This window comes from Leifsonia tongyongensis, from assembly GCF_010686705.1.
In the GTDB taxonomy this organism is placed as follows: domain Bacteria; phylum Actinomycetota; class Actinomycetes; order Actinomycetales; family Microbacteriaceae; genus Diaminobutyricibacter; species Diaminobutyricibacter tongyongensis.
On sequence record NZ_JAAGWY010000005.1, the window covers coordinates 88,599 to 110,446 of the forward strand.

A 21,848-nucleotide genomic window follows, 5' to 3' on the forward strand; every position below is an offset into this window, starting at 1 on the left:
GTCCGCCGTACCGAGATGGTTGATCCACAGCAGTCACACGTTGGAGGAGCTTCATGCGAGCAACAGTCCTGTACGGCCCGCGCGATGTGCGCGTCGAGGATCGGGCGAAACCGAACATCCAGAAGCCGACGGATGCGATCATCCGGCTCGCTGCGGCCTGCGTCTGCGGATCCGATTTGTGGCCGTATCGCGGCACGGATGTGGTCACCCAGCCGACTCCGATGGGTCACGAATACGTCGGAGGCGTCGATGAGATCGGCTCTGAGGTCACGGAACTCAAGGTCGGTGATTTCGTGGTCGGCTCCTTCTTCGCGTCAGACAACACCTGCGAGATCTGCCAAGCCGGATACCAGACCAGCTGCATCCACCGCGAAGGAGTGAGCGGAGCACAGTCCGAGTTCATGCGTGTCCCGCTCGCCGACGGCACGCTCGTCGCAACACCGGCAATGCCTGAGGCCGACAAGATTCCGTCGCTGCTGGCGGCGTCGGATGTACTGGGAACCGGATGGTTCGGCGCCGTCGCCGCGGAGGTCGGCCCTGGCAAGACAGTCGCAGTCGTCGGCGACGGGGCCGTCGGGCTCCTCGCGGTGCTGGCGGCACAGCAGCTGGGCGCAGAACGGATCATCGCGATGAGCCGGCACAAGGACCGGCAGCGACTGGCCACGGAGTTCGGCGCGACCGACATCGTCGTCGAACGTGGTGATGAGGGCGTCGCGAAAATCAAGGAACTCACCGGAGGACTCGGCGCGCACTCGGTTATCGAGGCTGTCGGAACTCAGGAATCGATGATGCAGGCGATCCGGGCGACACGACCTGGCGGACATGTCGGGTATGTGGGCGTGGCACACGACGTGAGCCTCGACGGGCTGGAGTTGTTCTTCTCTCACGTCCACCTTCACGGTGGGCCGGCACCGGTGCGTGACTACCTCCCGCGGCTGATCGACCTGATCCTGCGCGGCGAGATCAACCCGGGCAAGGTATTCGACCTCGAGTTGCCACTCGACGAGGCGGCCGAGGCGTACCGCGTGATGGATGAACGCCGCGCGATCAAAGTGCTGTTACGCCCGTGAGTGACCGAAGGAATCTGATGACTTACACCGAACGCACTGTCGCGACCCACGCGAGCGGGCGAGCTCCAACCGCGGAGGTCAGGTCAAAGCCCGGACTCCCCTTGGTCATCGTGCTGGGGATGCTCACGGTGTTCGGGCCGATCTCGATGGACCTCTACCTTCCGGTGCTCCCCGCTCTCGGGCGAGACCTCGCCGCCTCAACGTCGGCCACACAACTCACTGTGACCACGTGCCTACTCGGCCTTGCATTCGGACAATTGATCGCCGGGCCGCTGTCGGACCGGTTCGGGCGTCGACGGCCGCTTCTGATCGGCGTAGCAGCCTACATCGCTGCATCCGTCCTCTGTGCGGTCAGTCCGACGATCGCTGTGCTGATCGTCGCGCGGTCCGTCCAGGGCCTCGCTGGTGCGGTCGGCCTGGTCATAGCTCAGGCTGCGGGTCGCGACATCTATTCGGGTGGCAAGTTGGTGCGCTATTACGGGCGCATCGTGGTTCTCTCCGGGCTCGCTGCGATCGTGGGACCGGTCGTCGGCGGCCAGCTTGCCGGCATCACAGACTGGCGGGGCATCTTCTTCTTCCTCGCCGCGATCGGCGCGCTCATCCTCCTCGCCGTCGTCTTCATCTTCCGGGAGACGCTCCCGATGGCGCTTCGCACGACCGGCGGACTCGCTCACACCAATGGCCATTTCCGTGTGTTGCTCACGGACCGGCTCTTCTTGGGTGCGCTCCTGGTCAGCTCATTCGCATCCGCAGCCCTCTTCGCGTACATCAGCGGAGCCACGTTCGTACTCCAGGACATCTACGGGCTGTCGCCCCAGCAGTACGCGCTGGCATTCGGACTCAACTCTGCCGGGTTTGTCGTCTTCGGCTGGCTGGCCGGGCGTTATGCGGAGCGCTGGTCCGAGCGTGGCGTGCTCATCATCGGCATCGGCATGATTACCGCGGCATCACTCGGGCTATTGACGACGGCAATCCTTCGCCTTCCGGTTTGGGCCGCGATCATCTCACTGCTCGCCCTCGCCAGCGGAGTAGCAACCACGAGCCCGCCCTCCACATCGCTGAGCATGCGCGACTATCCGCACATCGCCGGGACCGCAGCATCCCTTCTCGGGGTCTCCCGCTTCCTTTTCGGGGGCCTCGCCGCCCCTCTCGTCGGGTTGGCAGGTGCGCTGGACATGGTGCCCCTGGGCATCGTCACCGTCGTCGCGAGCGTGCTGTCGGGCATCGCCTACGTGGTCTTCGTTCGGACGGGCGGCAGGACCACACGAGCTCGCGCTATATAGGGGAGCGACACCGACTTCGGATACCACTGCACCGATCGGACGATCATTCCAGCCCCTGAACTGATGGGCTGACCGTGGAACGATGGGGGCATGACATCGGCATCCGAGTTCAGAAGCTGGCGCTTGCAATGAGCGGGGATCAGGACCACGAGACCCGCACACCCAAAGAGGTGATCAAGGAGGCCGTCGACAGTGAGGCTCCCGGTGAGGTTCGAATCGCCCGATTGTGGTGGGTTGTCTCGGCTGTGGTGGCTCTCCTTCTCGTCGTCCTGCTGGCGGCGGTGATCTTCTACCGTCAGGCTGACAAGCCGTTCGGTTTCGAGGTCGAGTGGATGGGGGAGCTGGTCGAGGCGCGCGCCCCGGTCTGGACGATCCCGGCCCTGGTCTTCGACTGGGTGGGCGGCGGCATCAGCTCGATCGTCATCGTGCCGCTCATTATCATCGGTGGATTGCTGATCTGGCGGCGCCCCTGGGGCGCCCTGTACTACGCGATCGCGGCAGTAACGAGCGTGGCGCTCACGACGATCATCAAGAATCTCGTAGGGCGCCCGCGACCGACGGAGATCCTCGTTCAACCCGACTTCGGCTCCTTCCCCTCAGGTCACAGTGCCAATGCGGCGCTCATCGCGACGACCCTGGGAATCATCTTCTGGCGAACGTGGATCTGGATAGTGGGTGCTGTCTACACCGTCCTGATGATGCTCAGCCGCACCTACCTCGGCGCCCACTGGATCTCAGATACCGTCGGCGGCATGCTCGTAGGAGTGGGCGTCGCGGTCATCATCTGGGCGCCGTTCGCATTGCGGCTGTATCGTGAGCGCCGGCTCCCGCATCCACCGATCTGGGTCAAGGTGGATCGGCATCCCGCCAACTCGGATGCGGCCAAATAAATCCCGCGCCGCTGTCGAAACGCCCGTTCCGCGTTCGTAGCACTGGTGAGAGAAAGGAACTCACCATGAAACTCACGATCAGCCTGCAGGTCACCCTGGACGGAGTCGCGCAGGCGAACGGCGGGAACAACGAGGAGATGGACCCCGGATTCACACGCGGCGGCTGGGCACTCGCGTTCGACGACAAGGATGCTGCCCAGTACATCCTCGATACCTGGCGTCGTCCGGATGCCTTCCTCCTCGGCCGCAGGACGTTCGGCCTGTTCGAGACGTACTGGGGAGCCAGGAGCGACGACGGCGGGTTCGGTGAGGCGATCAGCTCGAAGCCGAAGTACGTGGTCTCGAACACACTCACCGATCCGGCGTGGGAGCACACCACCGTGATCTCCGGTGACATCGCCGCCCGGATTCGCGAACTCAAGGCCCAGCCGCCCGGCGAGCTCCTGCTTGTGGGCAGTGCTGCGCTCGCCCGCTGGCTCCTGGAGAACGAGCTTGTGGATGAGCTGAACCTGGTCCAGTTTCCGGTGATCGTCGGAGAGGGCAGGCGGTTCTTCCCGCAGGACGGCCTGGACTTCGGGCTGGAGTTGCAGGATTCGACGGTGTTCGGCACCGGCATTCTTGGACTCACCTACCGCGTGGGCGGCCGCCCCGTTTACGCCTGAGCGAGAGGATGGACGACATGCAGTATTTGGTCAACGTGATCGACGACCGGAGTGAGTCAGGGACCGCCGAAGAGGCTCTCGCGATCGACGCGTTCAACGAGAAGCTGGTGGCCGGTGGCAACTGGGTGTTCGCGGCCGGACTGGCCGACCCGACCGCATCCACCGTCATCGACGGCCGCGGCGACGAGCCGGTGTTCACCGACGGCCCGTTCGTGGAGACGAAGGAATGGGCGGCGGGCTTCTGGATCATGGAGGCCCCCGATCTCGATGTGGCGCTGAAGCTGGCGGCAGAGGGCTCGAGAGCCTGCAACCGCCGCCTCGAGATTCGTCCGGTCCTTCCGCCGCCCGAGTGAACGACGTCCGCGACGCGCTGACCCGCGCCCACCGCGAGGAGTGGGCGCGGGTCGTCGCGACCCTCGCGAAGCGCTTCGGCAACCTCGACACTGCAGAGGACGCGGCCGCAGAGGCCTTCGCAACCGCAGCGGAGCGGTGGCCGGAGGACGGCATCCCGCCGGCACCGGGCGCATGGCTGACGACAACGGCGACGCGGAAGGCGATCGACAGGATCAGGCGCGAGAGCACGCGCGATGCCCGACACAAGGAGGCGATGCTCGTGTATGACACCGAGCCGGAGCCGCTCGGCGTGATCGACGACGATCGACTGCGACTGATCTTCATCTGCTGCCACCCGGCGCTCGCGATGGAGGCGCGGATCGCCCTGACGCTCCGCATGGTCGGCGGTCTGACCGTGCCGGAGATCGCGAACGCGTTCCTCGTGCAGGACACGACGATGGGCGCCCGCATCACTCGCGCGAAATCGAAGATAGCGGCCAGCGGCATCCCGTATCGCGTGCCCGACGCCGGAGACCTGCCGGCGCGGGTGTCGGGGGTGCTGGCGGTGCTGTTCCTGATCTTCAACGAGGGCTACCTGGCATCGGGTTCGGACCTCGCGCCGGTGCGCGAGGAGCTGACGGCGGAGGCGATCCGCCTCACTCGGCTGCTGCGAGAACTGCTGCCGGCGAATGGCGAGATCACCGGGATGCTGGGGCTGATGCTGCTGACCGAGGCGCGTCGCAGGGCGCGCCTCTCTCCATCGGGTGAGCTGGTCCCGCTGGCAGAGCAGGACAGGGCGTTGTGGGATGCCGCGCTCATCGCCGAGGGGCACGCACTGGTGCGCGAGCGGCTGGCTTCCGGTCTCGCGCCCGGGCGCTATCAGCTGTTGGCCGCGATCAACGCTGTGCACACCGACGGCACCGCCCCCGACTGGGCGCAAGTCGTCGCACTCTACGATCAGCTGGTGCGGCTCGACCCCTCTCCGATCGTGCAGCTCAACCGGGCCATCGCGGTCGGCGAATGCGACGGCCCCGAGATGGGACTCGCTCTGGTCGACCGGCTCGGGGACGAGCTCGACGGGTATCACCCCTTCCATGCGGCCCGGGCGCTGTTGCTCGGACATCTCGGCCGGGACGCCGAAGCGCGGGAGGCGTACGGTGCCGCAATCGCGCTCGCGGAGAACTCCGCTGAGATCGCGTACCTCAAGGGGCGTCAGGCACGCCTCGGCTCTTAGACTGCCATGCATCGAGGGGGAGGTGTTGGGGTCCTGCGTACCCGAAACGCAGGACCCCGTAGGGGATCCGAGACCCGAACCCGGAGCCCCTCTCCACAAGAGAACATCGCCGGGGGAAACGATGCCCTTCCGTGAATTCACCTGCCGTGCAGTATATGCGCTAATTGGGACTTTAATCCAGATTGAAGTTCCAGTTGGGGTTTCCACTCGATACCATTGAACTGGGTTGAACCGTGAGGAGGTGCCGATGCCGGTCCCGGGGGCATCGAGCAACGCGCCAGTGCGTGTGCTGGCGCGCGATCGCGCCTATGAGTCGATCAAGAGGGCGATCCTGGGGCGGACGATCCTGCCCGGCGAGCGACTGGACGACGACAAGCTGCAGGCGTGGCTGAAGATGTCGAAGACCCCGATTCGGCAAGCGTTGCACGCTCTGACGGTGGAGGGATTCGTCGAAACCGCGGCCCAGTCCTACACGCGTGTGATCGAACCGCGTGTCGACGATGCCGTGCTGCACCTGCAGACGATCGGCATCTTCGTTCTCGGAATCCTCGACCTCACGCTGGGCTCCCTCGACCAGGAGCGGCAGGACGAACTGGTCCGCGATGTCGACCAGCTTCTCGCCGCGCTTGAGAACGAGGACATCGACGGCTCTCTCGCGGCGTCGCAGACCTACTACACGCATCTGATGCAGTCGTGCCCCAATCATGTCCTCGTCGAGCTGGCTCAACGGACACTGATGGCCCGGGCTTACTACGTTGTCGTCGCCTATCGCGCTCTGGGGGTGCAGTGGCACGAGGCGGCGGCGGCCTACCGGGGGGTGCGTGATGCGCTGGCGGAGGGGGACCCGCAGGCAGTCGCCGATGCGACCAAACGGGTCTTCCAGATCGCGCAGCCTGACGCTGTGATGCAAGCGGGTGGCTCCTGATGCCGATACCCGAGCCGGCCGGCCGATCTGAACCGGCCCGTGAACTCGTCCGCGACCGTGTGTATGCACAGGTGAGGAACGCGATTCTCACCGGTGTCCTGCTCCCCGGTGAGAGGCTCGACGAGGCCGAACTGCGGAAGTGGTTACAGGTTTCAGGGACCCCGATCAGGCAAGCGCTTCACACCCTGAGCCTCGAGGGTCTCGTGCAGACCGCGCCGCAATCGTATTCGGCGGTCATCGCACCGAAACCGGAGCGCGCACTGGAGACGCTGCAGACCATCGGGGTGCTGCTCGCCGGGGCGACGCTGATGACCCTCCCGCGCCTCGACGAGGCCGCGCGAGCCGAGCTTGCGCGGCTGGCCGATGCGGTGATCGACAGTCTCCAGGTCGGCGATGTGCCCGCGATCACCACCGCTGCTGAGGCATTCTTCACATTGATCCTGCACGCCTGCCCCAATCCGGTGCTCGTAGAGATCATCGCCCGGTCAGGGCCGTCCCTCAGCTATCACGTGAGCGTGGCACACCAGGGGCTCGACGCCGACCTCGTCGAGCTGGCACGCGGGTACGAAACGCTGAAAACAGCCCTCGAACACCACGATGACCGGGGCGTGGTCGCAGCGACGAAGCGGGTCTTCCGCGTGGATTGCGCGACCTCCTGACGCAGGCCTGAATCAGACGCGCAAAACGCTGGCCAAACACGAATTCCGCAACCAAACGACGTTTCCGAGTCTCGCGAAGCCTCTCCCACGTACATCCGAAATATCGCACGCCCGCGATCGCGGTGCTGCTGGTCGGCGCGGTGTCGCTGCTGGCTGCGGCGTTCACCCTGGAGTTCGTGTCGTCGATGATCAACTTCGGCGCGCTGATCGCCTTCATGGTGGTGAACGCCACTTGATCATCCACTTCGCGATCCGGCGCGGGGAACGGCACGGCGCCAAGCAGATCGTGCGCAACATCGTGCTCCCCGGTATTGGGATGGTGCTCACCGGCGTGCTCCGGGCCAACCTCCACTTCGACGCGCTGACCTACGGCCTCATCTGGTTGACGATCGGTATCGTCACACTGCTCGTTCTGACCAGGGCGTTGCGCAAGCGCCTCGGAGTGAAGCTGGACCAGGACGGCGACGCCGCCGTCGTGACCCGCGAGGGCGCCCCAGCGAGAAGCTGAACTCGTCGCGAAAGAAGGCCCCGGAATCGTGCGATTCCGGGGCCTTCTTCATCCGATTGGGTTCTTAGAGACCCAGAAGGTGGTTCAGCTGGTTGACCAGTCCGTTGAGTGCGACACCACGGTCCAGCAGCCCAGCGACGCCGCAGAGCAGATTACCGAGCAGGTTACCTGCACCCGGCACAGCCGTGATGTTCAGGTTGACCTGGTTCAGGGTGACTACCAGACCCAGAAGGTTGAGGTTGAGCGGACCAAGCTGCAGGCTCAGGATGCTGCAGGCAGCCGTCGCGGCAGCTCCGCTGACGGTCGTCGTCACCGTCTGGCTGACCGGAGTAACAACGCCGGTGAGCGAGGTCAGCGTTCCGGTTACGAGACCCGTGACCGACAGAACGCCGTTCTGATTGCTGAACGAAGTAGGTGTGAAGGTTCCTACGAAGGTTCCAACGCCAGGAATCACCTGATTGATCGCGGATGATGCCGTAGCGCGGGCGGTCGACGCCGCCGAAGCTGCGCTCGATATTGCGGGCGCTGCTGGGGCGGCGTTCGCTGGCAGAGCCGTGACGCCGACCAATCCAGCACAGATCACCGCAACGAGCGCAGGCGCATACAGTTTGTTCCTCATCGTGATTTTCCTTTCGAGTTGGTTGCCGGAAAATGCGCTGGATCCGTTTGGATGCGACCCATTTTCTGCAACCCGCGCCACGGTACCCCCGTTCGGGGGGTGCGCAACCCGGTCTGGGTTTATGGCGCGTATGCCCCTGATCGCAACTCGACGACGCAGAAGCCGGACGTCATCCGAGGAATATGCTGGGGGAATGAACGGCGAGCAGCTCGCCATTTCGCTTCTCGGCACCTTCTCCGTTGCCGTGAACGATCACGTCGTTCCCGAGAATGAGTGGCATCTGAAGCGCGCTGCCGACCTGGTCAAGCTGCTCGCGCTCGCACCGCGGCACAGGCTCCCGCGCGAGGAGGTGATCGAAGCGCTCTGGCCCGATGGGCAGCTCGACCGGAGTGCGGTGAATCTGCGCAAGGTCGCGTTTCAGGCTCGGCATGCCCTCGGATTGGCCGACGGCGTCGTTCTCGAGGATGGGCTCGTGAAGTTGGCGCCGCACCACACTGTCCTCACGGATCGCGACAGTTTCGTGGATGCTGCCTCGCAGGCGATCGGATCCGGGGACGCTGCGGCCTGCCGCGCAGCGGCGGCTCAGTATGGTGGCGAGCTGCTTCCCGACGATCCGTACGTGGCGTGGTGCGAGCAGGAAGGGCGCTATCTGCGGGGACTCTTCCGGGAGCTGTTGGAGCAGGGACAGCTATGGGGCAGGTTGGTACGCGAGGAACCCACCAATGAGCGCGCGCACCGGGAGATCATGCAGGCCCAGCTCGAGAGAGGCGATCGCGCGGGCGCCATCCGGCAGTTCGATCTGCTTCGCACGACGCTCCGCGAGGAGCTCGGTGTCGCGCCGGGCCCCGACACGGTCGCCCTCTACAATCGAGCACTCGACATGGATGGCCGGGATGCGCCGACGCCGGCTGAGCGAGCCCGGGCGCTGCTGGCGTGGGGTCTCGTGCACTGGCAGCGCTCCGATCTCGACGAGGCGCAACGGACGGCCGCCGAAGCACGCGCGCTCTCCATCGATGCCGGATTGCCCCGGGAACTCACAGAGGCGAGCGAGCTGCTCGCGCTGATCGCCCATGTCCAGGGCAACTGGCACGAGGTTTTCGCCGAAAACTTCATGGAGAGCCTTTCCCGCAATGCGGGTCTCGCGCCTTTCGTCTTCGACGCGAACATCTGCTTGAGCGAGTTCGCCCTCGGGGAGCAGAACGGGTTGTCCGACGTCGCCGCCATGGCGCGCCGGCTGATTCAATTCAGTACGCGCACAGGCTCGCCTCAGGCCGAGGCGCTGGGCAGACTGTTGCGCGGCGAAACCGCCCTGCTTTCAGGGCTCGTCGGAACCGAGGTTCGCGAGGACCTGACTCACGCAGTACGACTCCACAGGGAATCCTCCTCGACCACCGGTTGGGCGTTGGCGGCGGAGCGTGGCGCACAGCTCGAATCCCGTGGCGGCAACCGGGCGCGCGCGAGGGAAGCACATCGACAAGCGCTCCACATCGCTGAGCAGACGGCTGTGCGCGAGCACCTCATGCCCTTGATCTACGGGGGCATGCTCCAGGGTGAGACGGCTGGCACGTCGCGGGATGTGATCGATGAGGCGGAAGACGCCTTCAGTCGGCATCAGGCGTGCGACACCTGTGCCATGTCGTTCAGGGTCAATGCCTCGATGGTGTCCGCCCGCTCCGGTGACCTGGGCCGGTCGGAACATTACCTCGACGAAGCACGTCGGGTTGCTCCGATGTGGTCCGGCGGGCCATGGCACGCGGCGGTCGATGAGGCTGACGCGACCTTGCTGCTCGCGCTCGGTGGCGCGCCGGCTGACGTTGTCGCCCTGTTCGAACGGGCCGGGGCTCGCTTTCGATCGGCTAACCACCAGCGCGACGCCGACAGATGTGAACAATCCGCAGCGTCAGTTCCCAATCGCAGTCGACTGCTCGAGAGGTAACGCTCGAGGAACGCCCGGCGCATAGCGTGCCAGCTGTGGGATGAAGGTCATCCCCGAAGCTGAGCAAGGAGGATCCCATGCCACTGTTCATGGATATTCATCGCAGCATTCCTGAGGGTGCAGACGCCCAAATGCTGGAGCACGCCCACCAGGCGGACCTGAAGGTTCAGGACAAGTACAACACCAATTACCTCAACTACTGGTTCGATGCGGAAGACGGGCGGATTTTCTGCCTGGTCGAGGCCCCGGATGCGGAAAGTGCGCAGGCTGTGCACCGTGAGTCTCACGGCCTGGTCGCCGATGAGATCTATCCGGTCGCACAAGGTTGAGGCGCCGCGCTGGTTGCCAGCGGCTCGGAAGATCAGCTTTCGTCACCCCTGCGTACTCTCGCGGGGGATGAGTTCGTGGGGAGCGATGACCTCGTTCGCCGGCACGTCGGGATCCTCGATCCGGGCCGCGAGCCTCTCCACGGCCGTGCGCGCGATGTACGGGGTGTCGAGTGAGACCGTGCTGAGCGAGGGGCGCGAAAAGCGGCCCTCCTGGATGTCGTCGATCCCGATCACCGCGATGTCGTCGGGAACGCGAAGTCCAGCGTCGAAGACTGATCGGATCGCTCCCATCGCCAGTAGGTCCGAGTAGCAGAAGATGGCGTCGAGGCCGGGGTTCTGCTCGATGAGAGCGGTTGCCGCTGCGTAGCCGTCCGCGCGCCCGTAGTGGGGCGCATCCATCTGAAGAGCAGTGACCGGCTCGAGGCCGTGCTCCTCGAGGGCAAGCCGGAAGCCTTCGCTGCGCTGCAGCGGGGTGGCGTAGGTCTCCTTCGGCTGAGCGCCGATCGCAGCAATGCGGCTGCGTCCGCGCTCGAGAAGATGTGTGGTCGCGTCGTGCGCGGCCTGCACGTTGTCGATGGCGACGTGGTCGAACCGGCCATCGAAGACGTGTTCGCCGAGGAGGATGAGCGGGAGGGTGTCGGAGGCTTCGAGATCGCTGAGCTCGTCCTGCGTGGCGAGTGGTGCGAAGAGCATCCCGTCGAAGAGATTGCGTCGAGCACCACTGCGCAGCAGTTGGCGCTCTCGTTCGTGGTCGTGACCGGTCTGGTCGATCATCACCTGGAAGCCGAGCGCGTCTGCCTCATCGATGACCGCCCGGGCCAATTCGCTGAAGAAGGGGACGTCGATTTCGGGCACGACCAGGGAGAGCAGGCCGGTTTTGCCGGTGCGCAGTGTGCGGGCGATCGGGTTCGGGCTGTAACCGAGGTCGTCGATCGCTCGCGTGACCCGCTCGCGCATCTTTTCGCTGACGTGCTCGTAGCCGCTGACGACGTTGGAAACTGTACGAATGGACACCTGCGCCCGATCGGCGACATCGCGCAGTGTGGCTGCCATGGGTCTCCTCTCGTCGGTACCGGCCATTCTATCGTTTGCAACGTATGCAAACATGGGTTAGAGTTTGCATACGTTGGCAAATGTCGCGAAACTGGCGACGACCCGAGCCGGCACACCATCATCCTGCACAAAGGAGTGTCATGAACCACACACCACGTAGGGGCGGTCGCACCACCGTCCTCCGCGTCGCGGCCCTGGCGACTGCAGCGCTCGTTGCAGTCGGCCTGAGTGGCTGTGGCCCGGAGATCGGTTCCGGCAGCACCTCGACCACTGACAGCTCGATGCTCAAAGCTCCCACCGAGAAATCGCCGAAGGGCACCATCACCATCTGGGACCGATCCGGTGACCTGTTCAAGGTCTTCGACAACGCGATCAAGGATTTCAATCGCGTCTACCCAGGCATCACGGTCAAGCACGAAGCAGTCGACATCGATGCCAAACTCCAGAACACACTCATCACCGGAACTGATGTACCAGACGGCGTCTTCCTCGACGACGCGAAGGTGGGTGGGTACGTCGACTACCTCTGGAACCTGAAGGACGTGCTCGCGCCGTACGCGAAGAACATCGCCAAGCAGAAGGTCGACGTCAACACGGTCAAGGGCGGGATCTATGGAGTGCCCTTCGACCTCGACCCCGGTCTGCTCTTCTATAACGCGAAAGCGCTCGGCGCGGCAGGTATCGACCCCAGCAGCATTCGCACCTACGACGATCTGATCGCCGCGGCGAAGCAGTATCAGCAGTACAAGCCCGGCTCCAAGCCGATCCACCTGGAGCAGAGCGCGTTCCTGGGTCAGCTGCAGCTCGAGATGTACGCGAGCCAGCTCAGCACGAGCCTCGCGGACGCGAACGGCAAACTGCGACTCGACTCGCCCCAGTACAAGCAGATCCTCACCTGGCTCGACACCGTGCAGAAGCAGGGCCTCGGCACCCGGGCAGAGTATCTCAGCCCCAGCGATGTCGGTGCCCTCGACGCGAGCAACGAGGTCTTCTACCCGTGGGCGATGTGGTTCGACTTCGCACCGCAGCAGCAGTTGAAGACGACCAAGGGCGACTGGCGCGCCATGCCCCTACCCGCATGGTCGAGCGGGGGAGCGCGAAGCGGTGCGATGGGCGGATCCTCGTTCGTTCTGCCCAAGGATGGCAAGAATTCCCAGCTGGCGTGGCTGTTCTACAAGTTCCTGATGTACGACAAGGCGGGCTACACCGCGGTGTACGGTCCGAATGCGGTCTACCCGGGCGGGCTGAACACCTCGATCCCGGCATACCAGCCTGCTGCCAACCCGTCCAAGCCCCTGTTCACGACGATCCCTGAGATGGGGGACCAGGATCTCTGGAGTACGGCGATCAAGGCCGGAAAGGAGATCCCGGGCGGAGCGCCTATTCCGTCCTGGTGGGCAGGAGCAGTCGATTACCTCGGTAACGACGTTCAGAAGATGCTCGATGGGACGATGACCCCGAGCCAGGTGATCGATCAGTCCTCGAAGGACATCCAGTCCAACCTGGTCGACCGCAAGTAGGCCTCGGCCGGCCCGTTCCGCACACCGCTCGCAGACAAGGACATGACGTGGCAACCACGATGACAGCACCCTCGCCGACCCGCGTGCGCACGGCACGCCGGCAGCGTGGACTGCCCGGGCGGAGGCGAGTGGCGCCTTACCTCTTCGTGCTCCCCTTCGTCGCGATCTTCCTTGCCTTCAGCATCTATCCCCTGATATTCACCCTGCGCCTCAGCTTCACGAACTGGCATGGGGCGGGGGGCGCGGAATGGGTCGGCTTCGGCAACTACCTCTACCTGCTCGGCAATGATGCGTTCTGGGCGTCGCTGGCGAACTCGGGGGTGCTCTGGCTGTTGATCGTGCCGGTCCAGCTCGTCGTCTCGGTGATCGTGGCTGTGCTGCTCAACAGCACGAAGCTGAGGATGCGCGGCTTCTACCGGGTCGCGTTCGTCGTTCCCTTCGTCACTCCGCTGGTCGCCGTCGCACAGATCTGGATCGTCCTGTTCGACCAGAACTACGGCGCGGTCAATGCGGTGCTCGGCGCCGTGGGCATCCCGCACATCGGGTGGCTGGTGACAAGCGCATGGGCCAAGCCGACGCTCGCCCTGCTCTTCCTCTGGAAGACCACGGGGTTCGTTGTGATCATCCTTCTGTCGGGTCTCCAGTCGATCGACGCCGCTCTTTACGAAGCGGCGTCCCTCGACGGTGCGAGCCGCGTGCGCCAGCTGTGGAGTATTACGGTGCCATTGCTGCGGCGTTCGCTGATGTTCTGCGTCGTGCTGCAGACTCTCGCGGTCTTCCAGATGTTTGCGGAGCCCTACGTGGTGACCAAGGGCGGCCCATACGGGTCGACGACGACGGCGGGTCTCTTCCTCTACAACCACATCTCCCGTGCCGATCTGGGCACCGGGGCGGCCAACTCCTTCCTTCTGGTGATCGTCGTCATGCTCGTCTCCCTCGTATTCGTCCGCCTGCTCCGAGCCAAGGATTGAACGATGGCCACCATTGACACCGTCACCCTCACCGCCGCGCGCCGACCACGGCCGCGCATCCGGGTCGGCTCGCACATCTTCCTTCTCATCCTCACAATCGCGTTCCTCGCCCCGGTCGCCTGGGCGATCCTGTCCTCGTTCAAGCCGGCGGCCGACATCATCCGCGATCCGCTCGGCTTCGACCCCTCGTCGTTCACCCTCGACAACTTCCGCGGGATGCTACAGGACGTACCCATCGGCTCCGGCTTCCTCAATACCGGGATCGTGCTGGTCGTGAAGGGCGGGATCACGCTGTTCTGTGCGCCACTCGCGGCCTTCGCTTTCGCGAAGTACGACTTCCGTGGAAAGGGCGTCATCTTCGGCGCCGTGCTGTTGACCCTGATGCTGCCGACGATCGTGCTCATCATCCCGCTGCTGCTGGAGATGAAGGAACTCGGCTGGGTGAACACCTACCAGGCGCTGATCCTCCCGGGCGCGGTGGACGCGTTCGCCATCTTCTGGATGCGACAGGTGATCGCAGCCGTCCCGGACGAACTGCTCGACGCCGCGCGAATAGACGGTTGTGGCGAGTTCGGGATCTTCTGGCGTGTGATTGTGCCGATAATCCGCCCCGGACTGGCCGGGCTCGCCGTCCTGACCGTCATGAACATCTACAACGACTTCGTCTGGCCGGTCGTCGTGTCGAATTCCAGCCAGATGTCAACGCTCCAGGTGGTGTTGTCGACTCTCGCCCAGAACATCTCCGGCAACAAGATCGGAGCCGACTATGCGACGGTGACCGGCGAACTGCTTGCCGCTGCATCCGTCGCCCTCATTCCCCTCCTCATCCTGTTCATCGTGCTGCAGAAGCACTTCATCAACGGCATCCTCGCCGGAAGCGTAAAGGGCTGACTCCGTGACTATTGCTGAAACGACCACCGAGCCCACCGCCGGCTCCTTCTCGCTCTCCGACGTGCCGCGGCCCGAATATCCCCGACCCGATCGGGACCGCTCGGCCGCGTGGCTGAGCCTCAACGGTCTCTGGCAATTCGAGGCCGACGAGCGGACCCCCGACTCGATCGTCGTTCCGTTCGCCTGGGAGACCGAGGCGTCAGGCGTCCAGCGGACCTGGCTCGAGCACGCGGTCTACCGTCGAACGGTCGAGGTCCCGTACGACTGGGACGGACGTCGCGTTGTGCTCTGTTTCGGGGCAGTGCACCACGAGGCGATCGTGGCCGTGGACGGCGTCGAGCTCGGCCGGCATACCGGCGGTCACAGCTCGTTCGAGTTCGACGTGACCGACGCGCTGAAGCCCGGCCGCCCGGCGGAGCTCACGGTCGAGGTGGATGCCCCTGCCGACAAGCGGTCCATCCCGCACGGCAAGCAGCGCTCCATTCCGCGGGACGACTACGACGGTGTGGCTTTCACGCCGACCTCCGGCATCTGGCAGAGCGTCTGGCTGGAAGCGCGCGGCCGAACCTACGTCGCCGAGGTCGCCCTGCGAGGAGATTCACTGACCGGCTTCGACATTACGGGGGAGCTCGCCGGCGACCGCACGGATGGCATTCGCGTCATCGCCGAGGTGGACGGGGAGCGCGCGGAGCTCTCGGTCTCCGGTGGCCGATTCAGCGGCCGCCTCCAGCTCGTCGAGCCGCGGCTCTGGAGCCCCGACTCGCCTCACCTGTACGCCGTGACGCTCACCGCGGGCGACGGGGGAGACGCTGACCGACTCATCGTCACAGCCGGACTGCGTCGAATCGAGACCTGCGGCGAAGAACTCCATCTCAATGGAGAACGTCTCTACGTGCGGGGTGTCCTCGACCAGGGATACTGGCCGACGACGGGGTTGACCGCGCCAGACGAAACCGCCCTGCGACGAGACATCGACCTGGCCCGCGAACTCGGCTTCAACCTGGTGCGCAAGCACCTGAAATTCGAGGAGCCCCTCTGGCTCGACTATGCCGACCGCACGGGGATGCTCGTCTGGGCGGAACCACCGTGCCCGAGTAGGTTCAGCGCGACCGCCGCCGCTGCGTTCGAGCAGCAGCTCCCGGAACTCGTCGAGCGCGACGGCAACCATCCCTCGATCGTCATCTGGGGCCTTTACAACGAAGAGTGGGGGCTGGACTGGGACATCCCGGGCAGTCCGGAACGCGCCGAAGCGGCGATGCACGCGTACGACACGATGCGTGCTCTGGACGATTCCCGTCCCATCGTGGAGAACTCGGGCTGGGCCCACGTGCGCACCGATCTTGTCGACTGGCACTACTACGATGAGGACCCTGGACGCTGGGCGACGAACCTCGCGGCTCTGGCTGCAGGGGAGCGGGAGACCTTCGAGGTCAAGCTGGGGCCCGACTTCCTGGTCGACAAGTCGTTCTATGGTTCGCCCGATTTTCCCCGCACCGGTGTCCCCATCCTGAACAGTGAATACGGCGCCGGGTTCACCAGTCTTGACCGCGCTTGGCACGTTCGCTGGCAGACGCAGGAGATCCGTCGTCACGACCGCTTCGCCGGCTTCGTCTACACCGAGCTGACCGACGTCGAACACGAGATGGCCGGTGTGCTGGATGCTGGTCGGCGCCGCAAGGACGAAGGCGGACTGGATCCGGCCGACGCCTTCGGTCCGACAGTGCTCGTCGTCGACCTGGTGCCGGCTCATGCGGGTGCCGACATCCCCGTGCCCACGGAGACGCTCGCGCTGGGGGTGCATGTCTCGCATCACGGTCACGCGCCCGTAGCCGGAATGCTGCACGCGGCGTGGGGAACGGCCGGATCCCTTTCGCCTCGTGCGGCGACGTCTGACGCGAGCGAATGGGTCGAGGCCGAGCCTTTCCGGCTGAGCGAAGCCGCCGTCGTTCACGTACCGCCGCGCCCTGGCCCGGCCCGGCTCCATCTCTGGTTCGTGACCCAAGGGCGCACCATTGCACGGGCCTTCGTCGACGCTGCGCCGATCGAGTCGCCGAACCGTCGCGGAGCGCGGGTGAGATGAGTCCTATTCGTCGCCGACGAGGCGCTTGCTGCGCATGACGATCTGCGGGTCGGGTCGCTTGACCACAGCCGGATCCTTGCCCTCGTAGTCGAACTGACTCAGGAAATAGCGCATGGCGTTGACCCGCGCGCGCTTCTTGTCGTTCGACCGCACGATCGTCCACGGTGCGTGCTGCTTGTCCGTCCGGTGGAACATCTCCTCCTTGGCCGCCGTGTAGTCGTCCCACCTGTCGAGGGAGGCGATGTCCATCGGAGACAGCTTCCACCGCCGCACCGGGTCGAGCTGCCGCATGGCGAACCGGGTGCGCTGCTCCGTGCGCGACACCGAGAACCAGAACTTGGTCAGGTGGATGCCCGAATCGATGAGCATCTTCTCGAAAGCCGGCGCCTGGACCATGAACTGCTCATACTCCTCGTCGGTGCAGAACCCCATCACCCGCTCGACGTTCGCCCGGTTGTACCAGGACCGGTCGAACATGACGATCTCACCGGATGTGGGGAGGTGCTGGACGTAGCGCTGGAAGTACCACTGCCCGCGTTCCCGGTCGCTCGGCCTCGAGAGCGCGACGACGCGTGAGGTGCGCGGATTGAGGTGCTCGGTGAAGCGCTTGATGGTGCCGCCCTTGCCGGCCGCATCCCTCCCCTCGAAGACGATGACCGCGCGGCGGTCGTTGTCCTCCAGCCAGTACTGGAACTTCAGCAACTCCACCTGCAGCTGGTACTTCTCGAGCTCGTACCGCTCACGCGTCATCCGCTCCGAATACGGGTACCCCTCCTGCCAGGTGTAGACCGGGTTTCCCTCGGGATCGATCAGGTCGGGGTCAGGGGTGTGCCCACCCTGCACTGTGTACCCGGTTGCACGCAAGTACTCGATGTACTCGCGGAGGCCGCCCGCGGAGAGATCGTCAGCCATTCTTCCTCCTTGCCGCCGATCGGCGTCCTCTGATCGCATGGGTCGCGATATCCGGAGTGTACGCGGGGATGACACAATATCGAGCGTGTCTGACGCGGCGAAGCATAGCGTGCGGCGGAGCCAGCGAAGCCGGATCCTGATCGTTCTCGGACTGAATGCCGCGCTCATCGTCGGTCTGGTCGTCGCGGGCGTCCTTGCGCACTCTGTGAGCGTGCTCGCCGCTGCCGGCGACACGATCGCCGACTGTTTCGCGCTGGTGCTCGGCCTCATCGCCATTGCCTTGCGCGATCGGAATCCCGATCGTCCGAACGCGCAACGGCCCATCGTGGCCGCGGCCCTCGTGAATGCGACGCTGCTCCTGATCGTGACGGCGACGGTGGCAATCGAGGCCGTTTCGCGCCTGCGTGAGGGCTCGCCTCCGGTCGAGGGTCTGCCGATGGTCATCGTCAGTGTCATCACGGTTCTCGTGATGCTCGCCGGCGCGTTCGTCCTGGGCCGCTCAGCCGCCGACGAGGACCTGCACATGCGATCAGTGCTGATCGACGCCCTCGCGGATGCGGCTGCCGCTGCTGCGATCGCGGTCGCGGGAGCCATCATCCTCGTCACCGACAGTTTCTACTGGCTCGACCCGGTGCTCGCCCTCGGAGTGTCCGTTCTGATCGCGATCGCAGGCATCCAGCTGATCGTCAAAGCGATCGCGGCGCTGCGCGGGAAAGACGTCGACTTCGACGACGACTGAACCCACGCTCACCGCGGCTGGTCAGTCGCCTCCTCCCGCGCGCTCGCCGGCCACACCGGTCTGGTTGAACATGTAGTAGATGCTCAGCGCGCCATAGATCGCCAGCATGAGTGGCGCGCTGATCAGTCCGATGAGCGCCACTACGGGGTAGAGAATCGTTCCGATTCCGAACCGCACGATACTTCGGATGCGGGCCGGCGACCACACCTGGCCTTCTGACGCTTCGAATCTGCTCACCCGAGCGAACAGGAGGGTGAAGGCGATCGCCATTCCCGTCATCGACGCGCCGTAGAGCAGCACCGCCACGCGGAGATCCTGGGCATTCTCGACCGCGAGGTATCCGGCCAGGGTCGAGGTGGTGAACGGCACACTGGTGACGAACAGGAGAAGCAACAGGTTGTAGAAGAGAAGCAACCGATCCACATGGTTCGCTCGCTGGATCAGGGCGTGGTGGTTCACCCAGATCACGCCGATGACGAGGAAGCTCACCAGGTAGGCGGCGAAAGACGGCCATTCGGCGACGAGCTGGGTGGCCAGGGATTGTTTCCCGTGCGGATCGACGTGGAGGTCGAGCACAAGCAACGTGATGGCGACGGCCAGCACGCCGTCGCTGAAGGCTTCTAGCCGAGCTCTCGTCATCGCTTCCTGCGGCGGGCGATGGCGATGCCGATCAGCACCAGGCCGACCACCAGAACGATCGGACCGACGGTGGCCCAGACCGATGAGCCGCTCATCGACGACCCCCGCAGCACATTGAATCCCTGCAGAGTCCACACCAGCCCGGCCGCGACCAGGATGACGCCGGGGACGAGGAACGGCCAGCTGCGCTTCATGGCCAGAGCGTAGCAGCGGGACGCGCGGGAGGGGCGGATGCTGTGAAGCGTCCGCCCCTCCCGTTTCAGCACCTGGGTCGTCAGTTCATTTTGCGTCGGTAGGCGGCGATCGCGAATCCGTAGGCGACGACGAGGATCCCGACGAGCCAGGCGAGCGCGATCCAGATGTCGGTGCCGACGGGCTGCTCGGAGAACAGGGCCCTGATGGTATTGACGATCGAGGTCACGGGCTGGTTCTCGGCGAACCACGCGACCGGTGCGGGCATCGTCTCGGTCGGGACGAAGGCTGAGCTGATGAAGGGCAGGAAGATCAGCGGGTAGCTGAATGCGCTTGCGCCGTCGACGGTTTTCGCCGAAAGCCCCGCAATCACCGCAAGCCACGTCAGGGCGAGGGTGAACAGGATCAGGATGCCCGCGACGGCGAGCCACGCACCGACCGACGCCCCGGTGCGGAAGCCCATGATCAGTGCGACACCGATCACGATGGCGACGGAGACCAGGTTCGCGACCAGCGAGGTGAGCACGTGCGCCCAGAGCACGCTCGACCTGGCGATCGGCATGGACTGGAAGCGTTCGAAGATGCCTCCCTGCAGGTCGAGGAACAGCCGGTAGGCGGTGTAGGCGATGCCGGATGCGATGGTGATCAGCAGGATGCCGGGGAGCATGTAGTCGATGTACGACTCGTTCGATCCAGTGTTGATGGCGCCGCCGAGCACGTATACGAACAGGAGCATCAGTGCGATCGGTGTGACCGCCGTGGTGATGATCGTGTCGGGGCTGCGAACGATGTGGCGCAGCGAGCGCCCGGTCAGGACGCCGGTGTCGCCGAGGACATGGGTTGTCATCGGAGTTCCTTTCCATGGGACACCGTGTCGGCGTCGGTGGTTGCGGTTTCGCCGGAGTCGCCGGTCTCGCCGGTCTCGCCGGTCTCGCCGACGAGGGCGAGGAAGACGTCCTCGAGCGAAGGCTGTTTCTCGACGTACTCGACTTCGGCCGGCGGGAGGAGCTGCTTGAGCTCGGCGAGCGTGCCGTTCTGGATGATCGTGCCCTTGTGGAGGATCGCGATGCGGTCGGCGAGCTGCTCGGCCTCGTCGAGGTACTGCGTCGTGAGCAGCACTGTCGTGCCCTGCCCGGCGAGCTTCTTGACGGTCTGCCACACCTCGATGCGCGCCTGGGGGTCGAGCCCCGTCGTCGGTTCGTCGAGGAAGATGATCGGCGGATTCCCGATCAGGCTCATCGCGATGTCGAGCCGGCGTCGCATGCCGCCCGAGTAGGTCGCCGCCTTGCGGTCGCCCGCGTCGGTGAGCGAGAAACGGGCGAGGAGTTCGTCGGCGATCGCACCCGGGTTCTTGAGGTGACGCAACCGGGCGACCAGCACCAGGTTCTCCCTGCCGGTGAGTACTTCATCGACTGCGGCGAACTGGCCGGTGAGACTGATCGATTCGCGCACATCCCCGGGCTTGGCAGCGACGTCATAGCCGTACACCGTTGCGGTTCCCCCGTCGGCTTTCAGCAGGGTGGACAGGATGCGCACCAGCGTGGTCTTGCCCGCTCCGTTCGAACCGAGGAGCGCGAAGATGGTGCCCGCCTGCACCTCGAAGTCCACGCCTTGCAGGACGTGCAGGTCTTTGAACGATTTCTGGATGCCCTGCACGTGGATGGCGGCCTCCGTGGTCATTTCTTCTCCTCCCGCTCTGCGTCCTCGATCGCCTTGGTCAGGCGGGCGCGTTCCTTGTCGATCCACTGCTTGCCGCTGTACGCCTGCGCGAACGCGTCGGCGAACTCGACCGGGTCGTCGCCGACGATCTCGCGCACGGGTGTCCCATCCGCTGCGGCACGCTCCCAGAGGTCGGCGAAGTCGCCGAACATCGTGATGAGCGTGTCGCCGTCGACGACACCTCCGGTGTACATCAGGTAGCGCTCGATGGCCTTCGCGGAGGCACGGTAGGGTTCCGGGAGCGCTTCGACGCGGGCCTTGTACTCCCTGAATTGCTTCTTCTGCTCGAGTGACCCGGTGAGGGTCTCGATCCACTTTGCGACCATTTCAGTTCTCTCCTTCTGTACGTTCACGGTGGAGCTGTTCGATGCGTTCTGAGAGGAAGCTCCAGGCGCTCCAGAACTCGGCCAGGTACTCGCTGCCCCGTGCGTTCAGCGAGTACACCTTGCGCGGCGGTCCCTTCTCGGATGGGACCTTCGTCACGTCGACGAACCCGCGCTGCTCGATTCGGACGAGCAGTGCGTAGACAGTGCCTTCGACGATGTCGGAGAAGCCCTGTTCGCGCAGCCGCGCCGTGATCTCGTAGCCGTATGCCGGCTGCGAGCCCAGGATCGCGAGCACGATGCCCTCGAGCGTGCCCTTGAGCATTTCGGTCATCTGCTTGGCCATGGGAACCCTCCCTTC

Annotated in this window: 25 protein-coding genes; 16 read left to right on the forward strand and 9 right to left on the reverse strand. The window is 64.9% G+C overall.

The features are described from left to right. Positions 1-53: 53 nt before the first annotated feature. From G3T36_RS17790 to G3T36_RS17830, 9 genes are all read left to right on the forward strand, one after another. Complete coding sequence (locus tag G3T36_RS17790) at positions 54-1,070, forward strand: zinc-dependent alcohol dehydrogenase family protein (protein WP_163291204.1); 1,017 nt, start codon at positions 54-56, stop codon at positions 1,068-1,070. Between the two features lie 17 nt (positions 1,071-1,087). Further along, a complete protein-coding gene (locus G3T36_RS17795) occupies positions 1,088-2,353 on the forward strand; it encodes a multidrug effflux MFS transporter (protein ID WP_163291205.1) in 1,266 nt (421 codons plus the stop codon). 128 nt (positions 2,354-2,481) lie between these two features. Next, on the forward strand, positions 2,482-3,243 hold the full coding sequence (locus G3T36_RS17800) for a phosphatase PAP2 family protein (protein ID WP_163291206.1): 762 nt from the start codon (positions 2,482-2,484) through the stop codon (positions 3,241-3,243). 65 nt (positions 3,244-3,308) lie between these two features. Continuing rightward, a complete protein-coding gene (locus G3T36_RS17805; RefSeq protein ID WP_163291207.1) occupies positions 3,309-3,905 on the forward strand; it encodes a dihydrofolate reductase family protein in 597 nt (198 codons plus the stop codon). 17 nt (positions 3,906-3,922) lie between these two features. Beyond that, positions 3,923-4,258 (forward strand): YciI family protein, encoded by a 336-nt coding sequence (locus G3T36_RS17810; RefSeq protein WP_163291208.1) that lies wholly within the window; start codon positions 3,923-3,925, stop codon positions 4,256-4,258. Further along, a complete protein-coding gene (locus tag G3T36_RS17815) occupies positions 4,255-5,472 on the forward strand; it encodes a DUF6596 domain-containing protein (protein WP_193571393.1) in 1,218 nt (405 codons plus the stop codon). The genes G3T36_RS17810 and G3T36_RS17815 overlap by 4 nt, the downstream gene beginning before the upstream one ends. A 247-nt stretch (positions 5,473-5,719) precedes the next feature. Continuing rightward, positions 5,720-6,397 (forward strand): GntR family transcriptional regulator, encoded by a 678-nt coding sequence (locus tag G3T36_RS17820; RefSeq protein WP_163291210.1) that lies wholly within the window; start codon positions 5,720-5,722, stop codon positions 6,395-6,397. After that, positions 6,397-7,056 carry a GntR family transcriptional regulator gene (locus tag G3T36_RS17825; protein WP_240148642.1) on the forward strand — a complete coding sequence of 220 codons (660 nt, stop codon included), beginning with the start codon at positions 6,397-6,399 and terminating at the stop codon, positions 7,054-7,056. Before G3T36_RS17820 ends, G3T36_RS17825 begins: the two co-directional genes overlap by 1 nt. A 232-nt stretch (positions 7,057-7,288) precedes the next feature. Further along, entirely contained in the window at positions 7,289-7,564 is a 276-nt protein-coding gene (locus tag G3T36_RS17830; protein ID WP_163291212.1) for a hypothetical protein, read from the forward strand. 64 nt (positions 7,565-7,628) lie between these two features. Here G3T36_RS17830 and G3T36_RS17835 read toward each other — a convergent pair whose 3' ends face one another. Further along, complete coding sequence (locus G3T36_RS17835) at positions 7,629-8,183, reverse strand: ABC transporter substrate-binding protein (RefSeq protein ID WP_163291213.1); 555 nt, start codon at positions 8,181-8,183, stop codon at positions 7,629-7,631. Between the two features lie 193 nt (positions 8,184-8,376). Between G3T36_RS17835 and G3T36_RS17840 the strand changes: the two genes are divergently transcribed. Then, positions 8,377-10,119 (forward strand): AfsR/SARP family transcriptional regulator, encoded by a 1,743-nt coding sequence (locus G3T36_RS17840; protein ID WP_163291214.1) that lies wholly within the window; start codon positions 8,377-8,379, stop codon positions 10,117-10,119. A gap of 77 nt (positions 10,120-10,196) precedes the next feature. Beyond that, entirely contained in the window at positions 10,197-10,448 is a 252-nt protein-coding gene (locus G3T36_RS17845; RefSeq protein ID WP_163291215.1) for a DUF4242 domain-containing protein, read from the forward strand. 42 nt (positions 10,449-10,490) lie between these two features. Here the strand turns inward: G3T36_RS17845 and G3T36_RS17850 are convergent, their stop codons facing one another. Further along, positions 10,491-11,501 carry a LacI family DNA-binding transcriptional regulator gene (locus G3T36_RS17850; protein WP_163291216.1) on the reverse strand — a complete coding sequence of 337 codons (1,011 nt, stop codon included), beginning with the start codon at positions 11,499-11,501 and terminating at the stop codon, positions 10,491-10,493. Between the two features lie 140 nt (positions 11,502-11,641). Here G3T36_RS17850 and G3T36_RS17855 point away from each other — a divergent pair, with 140 nt between their 5' ends. The 4 genes from G3T36_RS17855 to G3T36_RS17870 are packed head-to-tail and all read left to right on the forward strand — an operon-like array spanning position 11,642 to position 16,963. Continuing rightward, a complete protein-coding gene (locus G3T36_RS17855; protein WP_163291217.1) occupies positions 11,642-13,021 on the forward strand; it encodes an ABC transporter substrate-binding protein in 1,380 nt (459 codons plus the stop codon). Positions 13,022-13,068: 47 nt separating this feature from the next. Then, complete coding sequence (locus G3T36_RS20035; RefSeq protein WP_338031626.1) at positions 13,069-13,992, forward strand: carbohydrate ABC transporter permease; 924 nt, start codon at positions 13,069-13,071, stop codon at positions 13,990-13,992. A 3-nt stretch (positions 13,993-13,995) separates the two neighbouring features. After that, the gene (locus G3T36_RS17865; RefSeq protein WP_163291218.1) at positions 13,996-14,883 is read left to right on the forward strand and encodes a carbohydrate ABC transporter permease; all 888 of its coding nucleotides are present in this window, start codon (positions 13,996-13,998) and stop codon (positions 14,881-14,883) included. A 4-nt stretch (positions 14,884-14,887) separates the two neighbouring features. Then, positions 14,888-16,963: a glycoside hydrolase family 2 protein gene (locus tag G3T36_RS17870; RefSeq protein ID WP_338031627.1), complete on the forward strand. Its 2,076-nt coding sequence runs from the start codon at positions 14,888-14,890 to the stop codon at positions 16,961-16,963. Positions 16,964-16,966: 3 nt separating this feature from the next. Here the strand turns inward: G3T36_RS17870 and ppk2 are convergent, their stop codons facing one another. Further along, positions 16,967-17,875: a polyphosphate kinase 2 gene (ppk2, locus tag G3T36_RS17875; RefSeq protein WP_205245086.1), complete on the reverse strand. Its 909-nt coding sequence runs from the start codon at positions 17,873-17,875 to the stop codon at positions 16,967-16,969. A gap of 85 nt (positions 17,876-17,960) precedes the next feature. Between ppk2 and G3T36_RS17880 the strand changes: the two genes are divergently transcribed. After that, the gene (locus tag G3T36_RS17880; RefSeq protein WP_163291220.1) at positions 17,961-18,614 is read left to right on the forward strand and encodes a cation diffusion facilitator family transporter; all 654 of its coding nucleotides are present in this window, start codon (positions 17,961-17,963) and stop codon (positions 18,612-18,614) included. Positions 18,615-18,635: 21 nt separating this feature from the next. Here G3T36_RS17880 and G3T36_RS17885 read toward each other — a convergent pair whose 3' ends face one another. The 6 genes from G3T36_RS17885 to G3T36_RS17910 form a co-directional block, all read right to left on the reverse strand. Next, positions 18,636-19,253, reverse strand: coding sequence for a TMEM175 family protein (locus G3T36_RS17885; protein ID WP_163291221.1), 618 nt, complete (start codon positions 19,251-19,253; stop codon positions 18,636-18,638). Further along, on the reverse strand, positions 19,250-19,447 hold the full coding sequence (locus G3T36_RS17890) for a hypothetical protein (protein WP_163291222.1): 198 nt from the start codon (positions 19,445-19,447) through the stop codon (positions 19,250-19,252). The genes G3T36_RS17885 and G3T36_RS17890 overlap by 4 nt, the downstream gene beginning before the upstream one ends. Positions 19,448-19,527: 80 nt before the next feature. After that, the gene (locus tag G3T36_RS17895) at positions 19,528-20,292 is read right to left on the reverse strand and encodes an ABC transporter permease (protein ID WP_163291223.1); all 765 of its coding nucleotides are present in this window, start codon (positions 20,290-20,292) and stop codon (positions 19,528-19,530) included. Further along, on the reverse strand, positions 20,289-21,125 hold the full coding sequence (locus G3T36_RS17900) for an ABC transporter ATP-binding protein (protein WP_163291224.1): 837 nt from the start codon (positions 21,123-21,125) through the stop codon (positions 20,289-20,291). Before G3T36_RS17900 ends, G3T36_RS17895 begins: the two co-directional genes overlap by 4 nt. Continuing rightward, positions 21,122-21,490 (reverse strand): DUF1048 domain-containing protein, encoded by a 369-nt coding sequence (locus tag G3T36_RS17905; protein WP_163291225.1) that lies wholly within the window; start codon positions 21,488-21,490, stop codon positions 21,122-21,124. The genes G3T36_RS17900 and G3T36_RS17905 overlap by 4 nt, the downstream gene beginning before the upstream one ends. Position 21,491: 1 nt before the next feature. Then, positions 21,492-21,833 (reverse strand): PadR family transcriptional regulator, encoded by a 342-nt coding sequence (locus G3T36_RS17910; protein WP_163291226.1) that lies wholly within the window; start codon positions 21,831-21,833, stop codon positions 21,492-21,494. Positions 21,834-21,848: the final 15 nt, after the last annotated feature.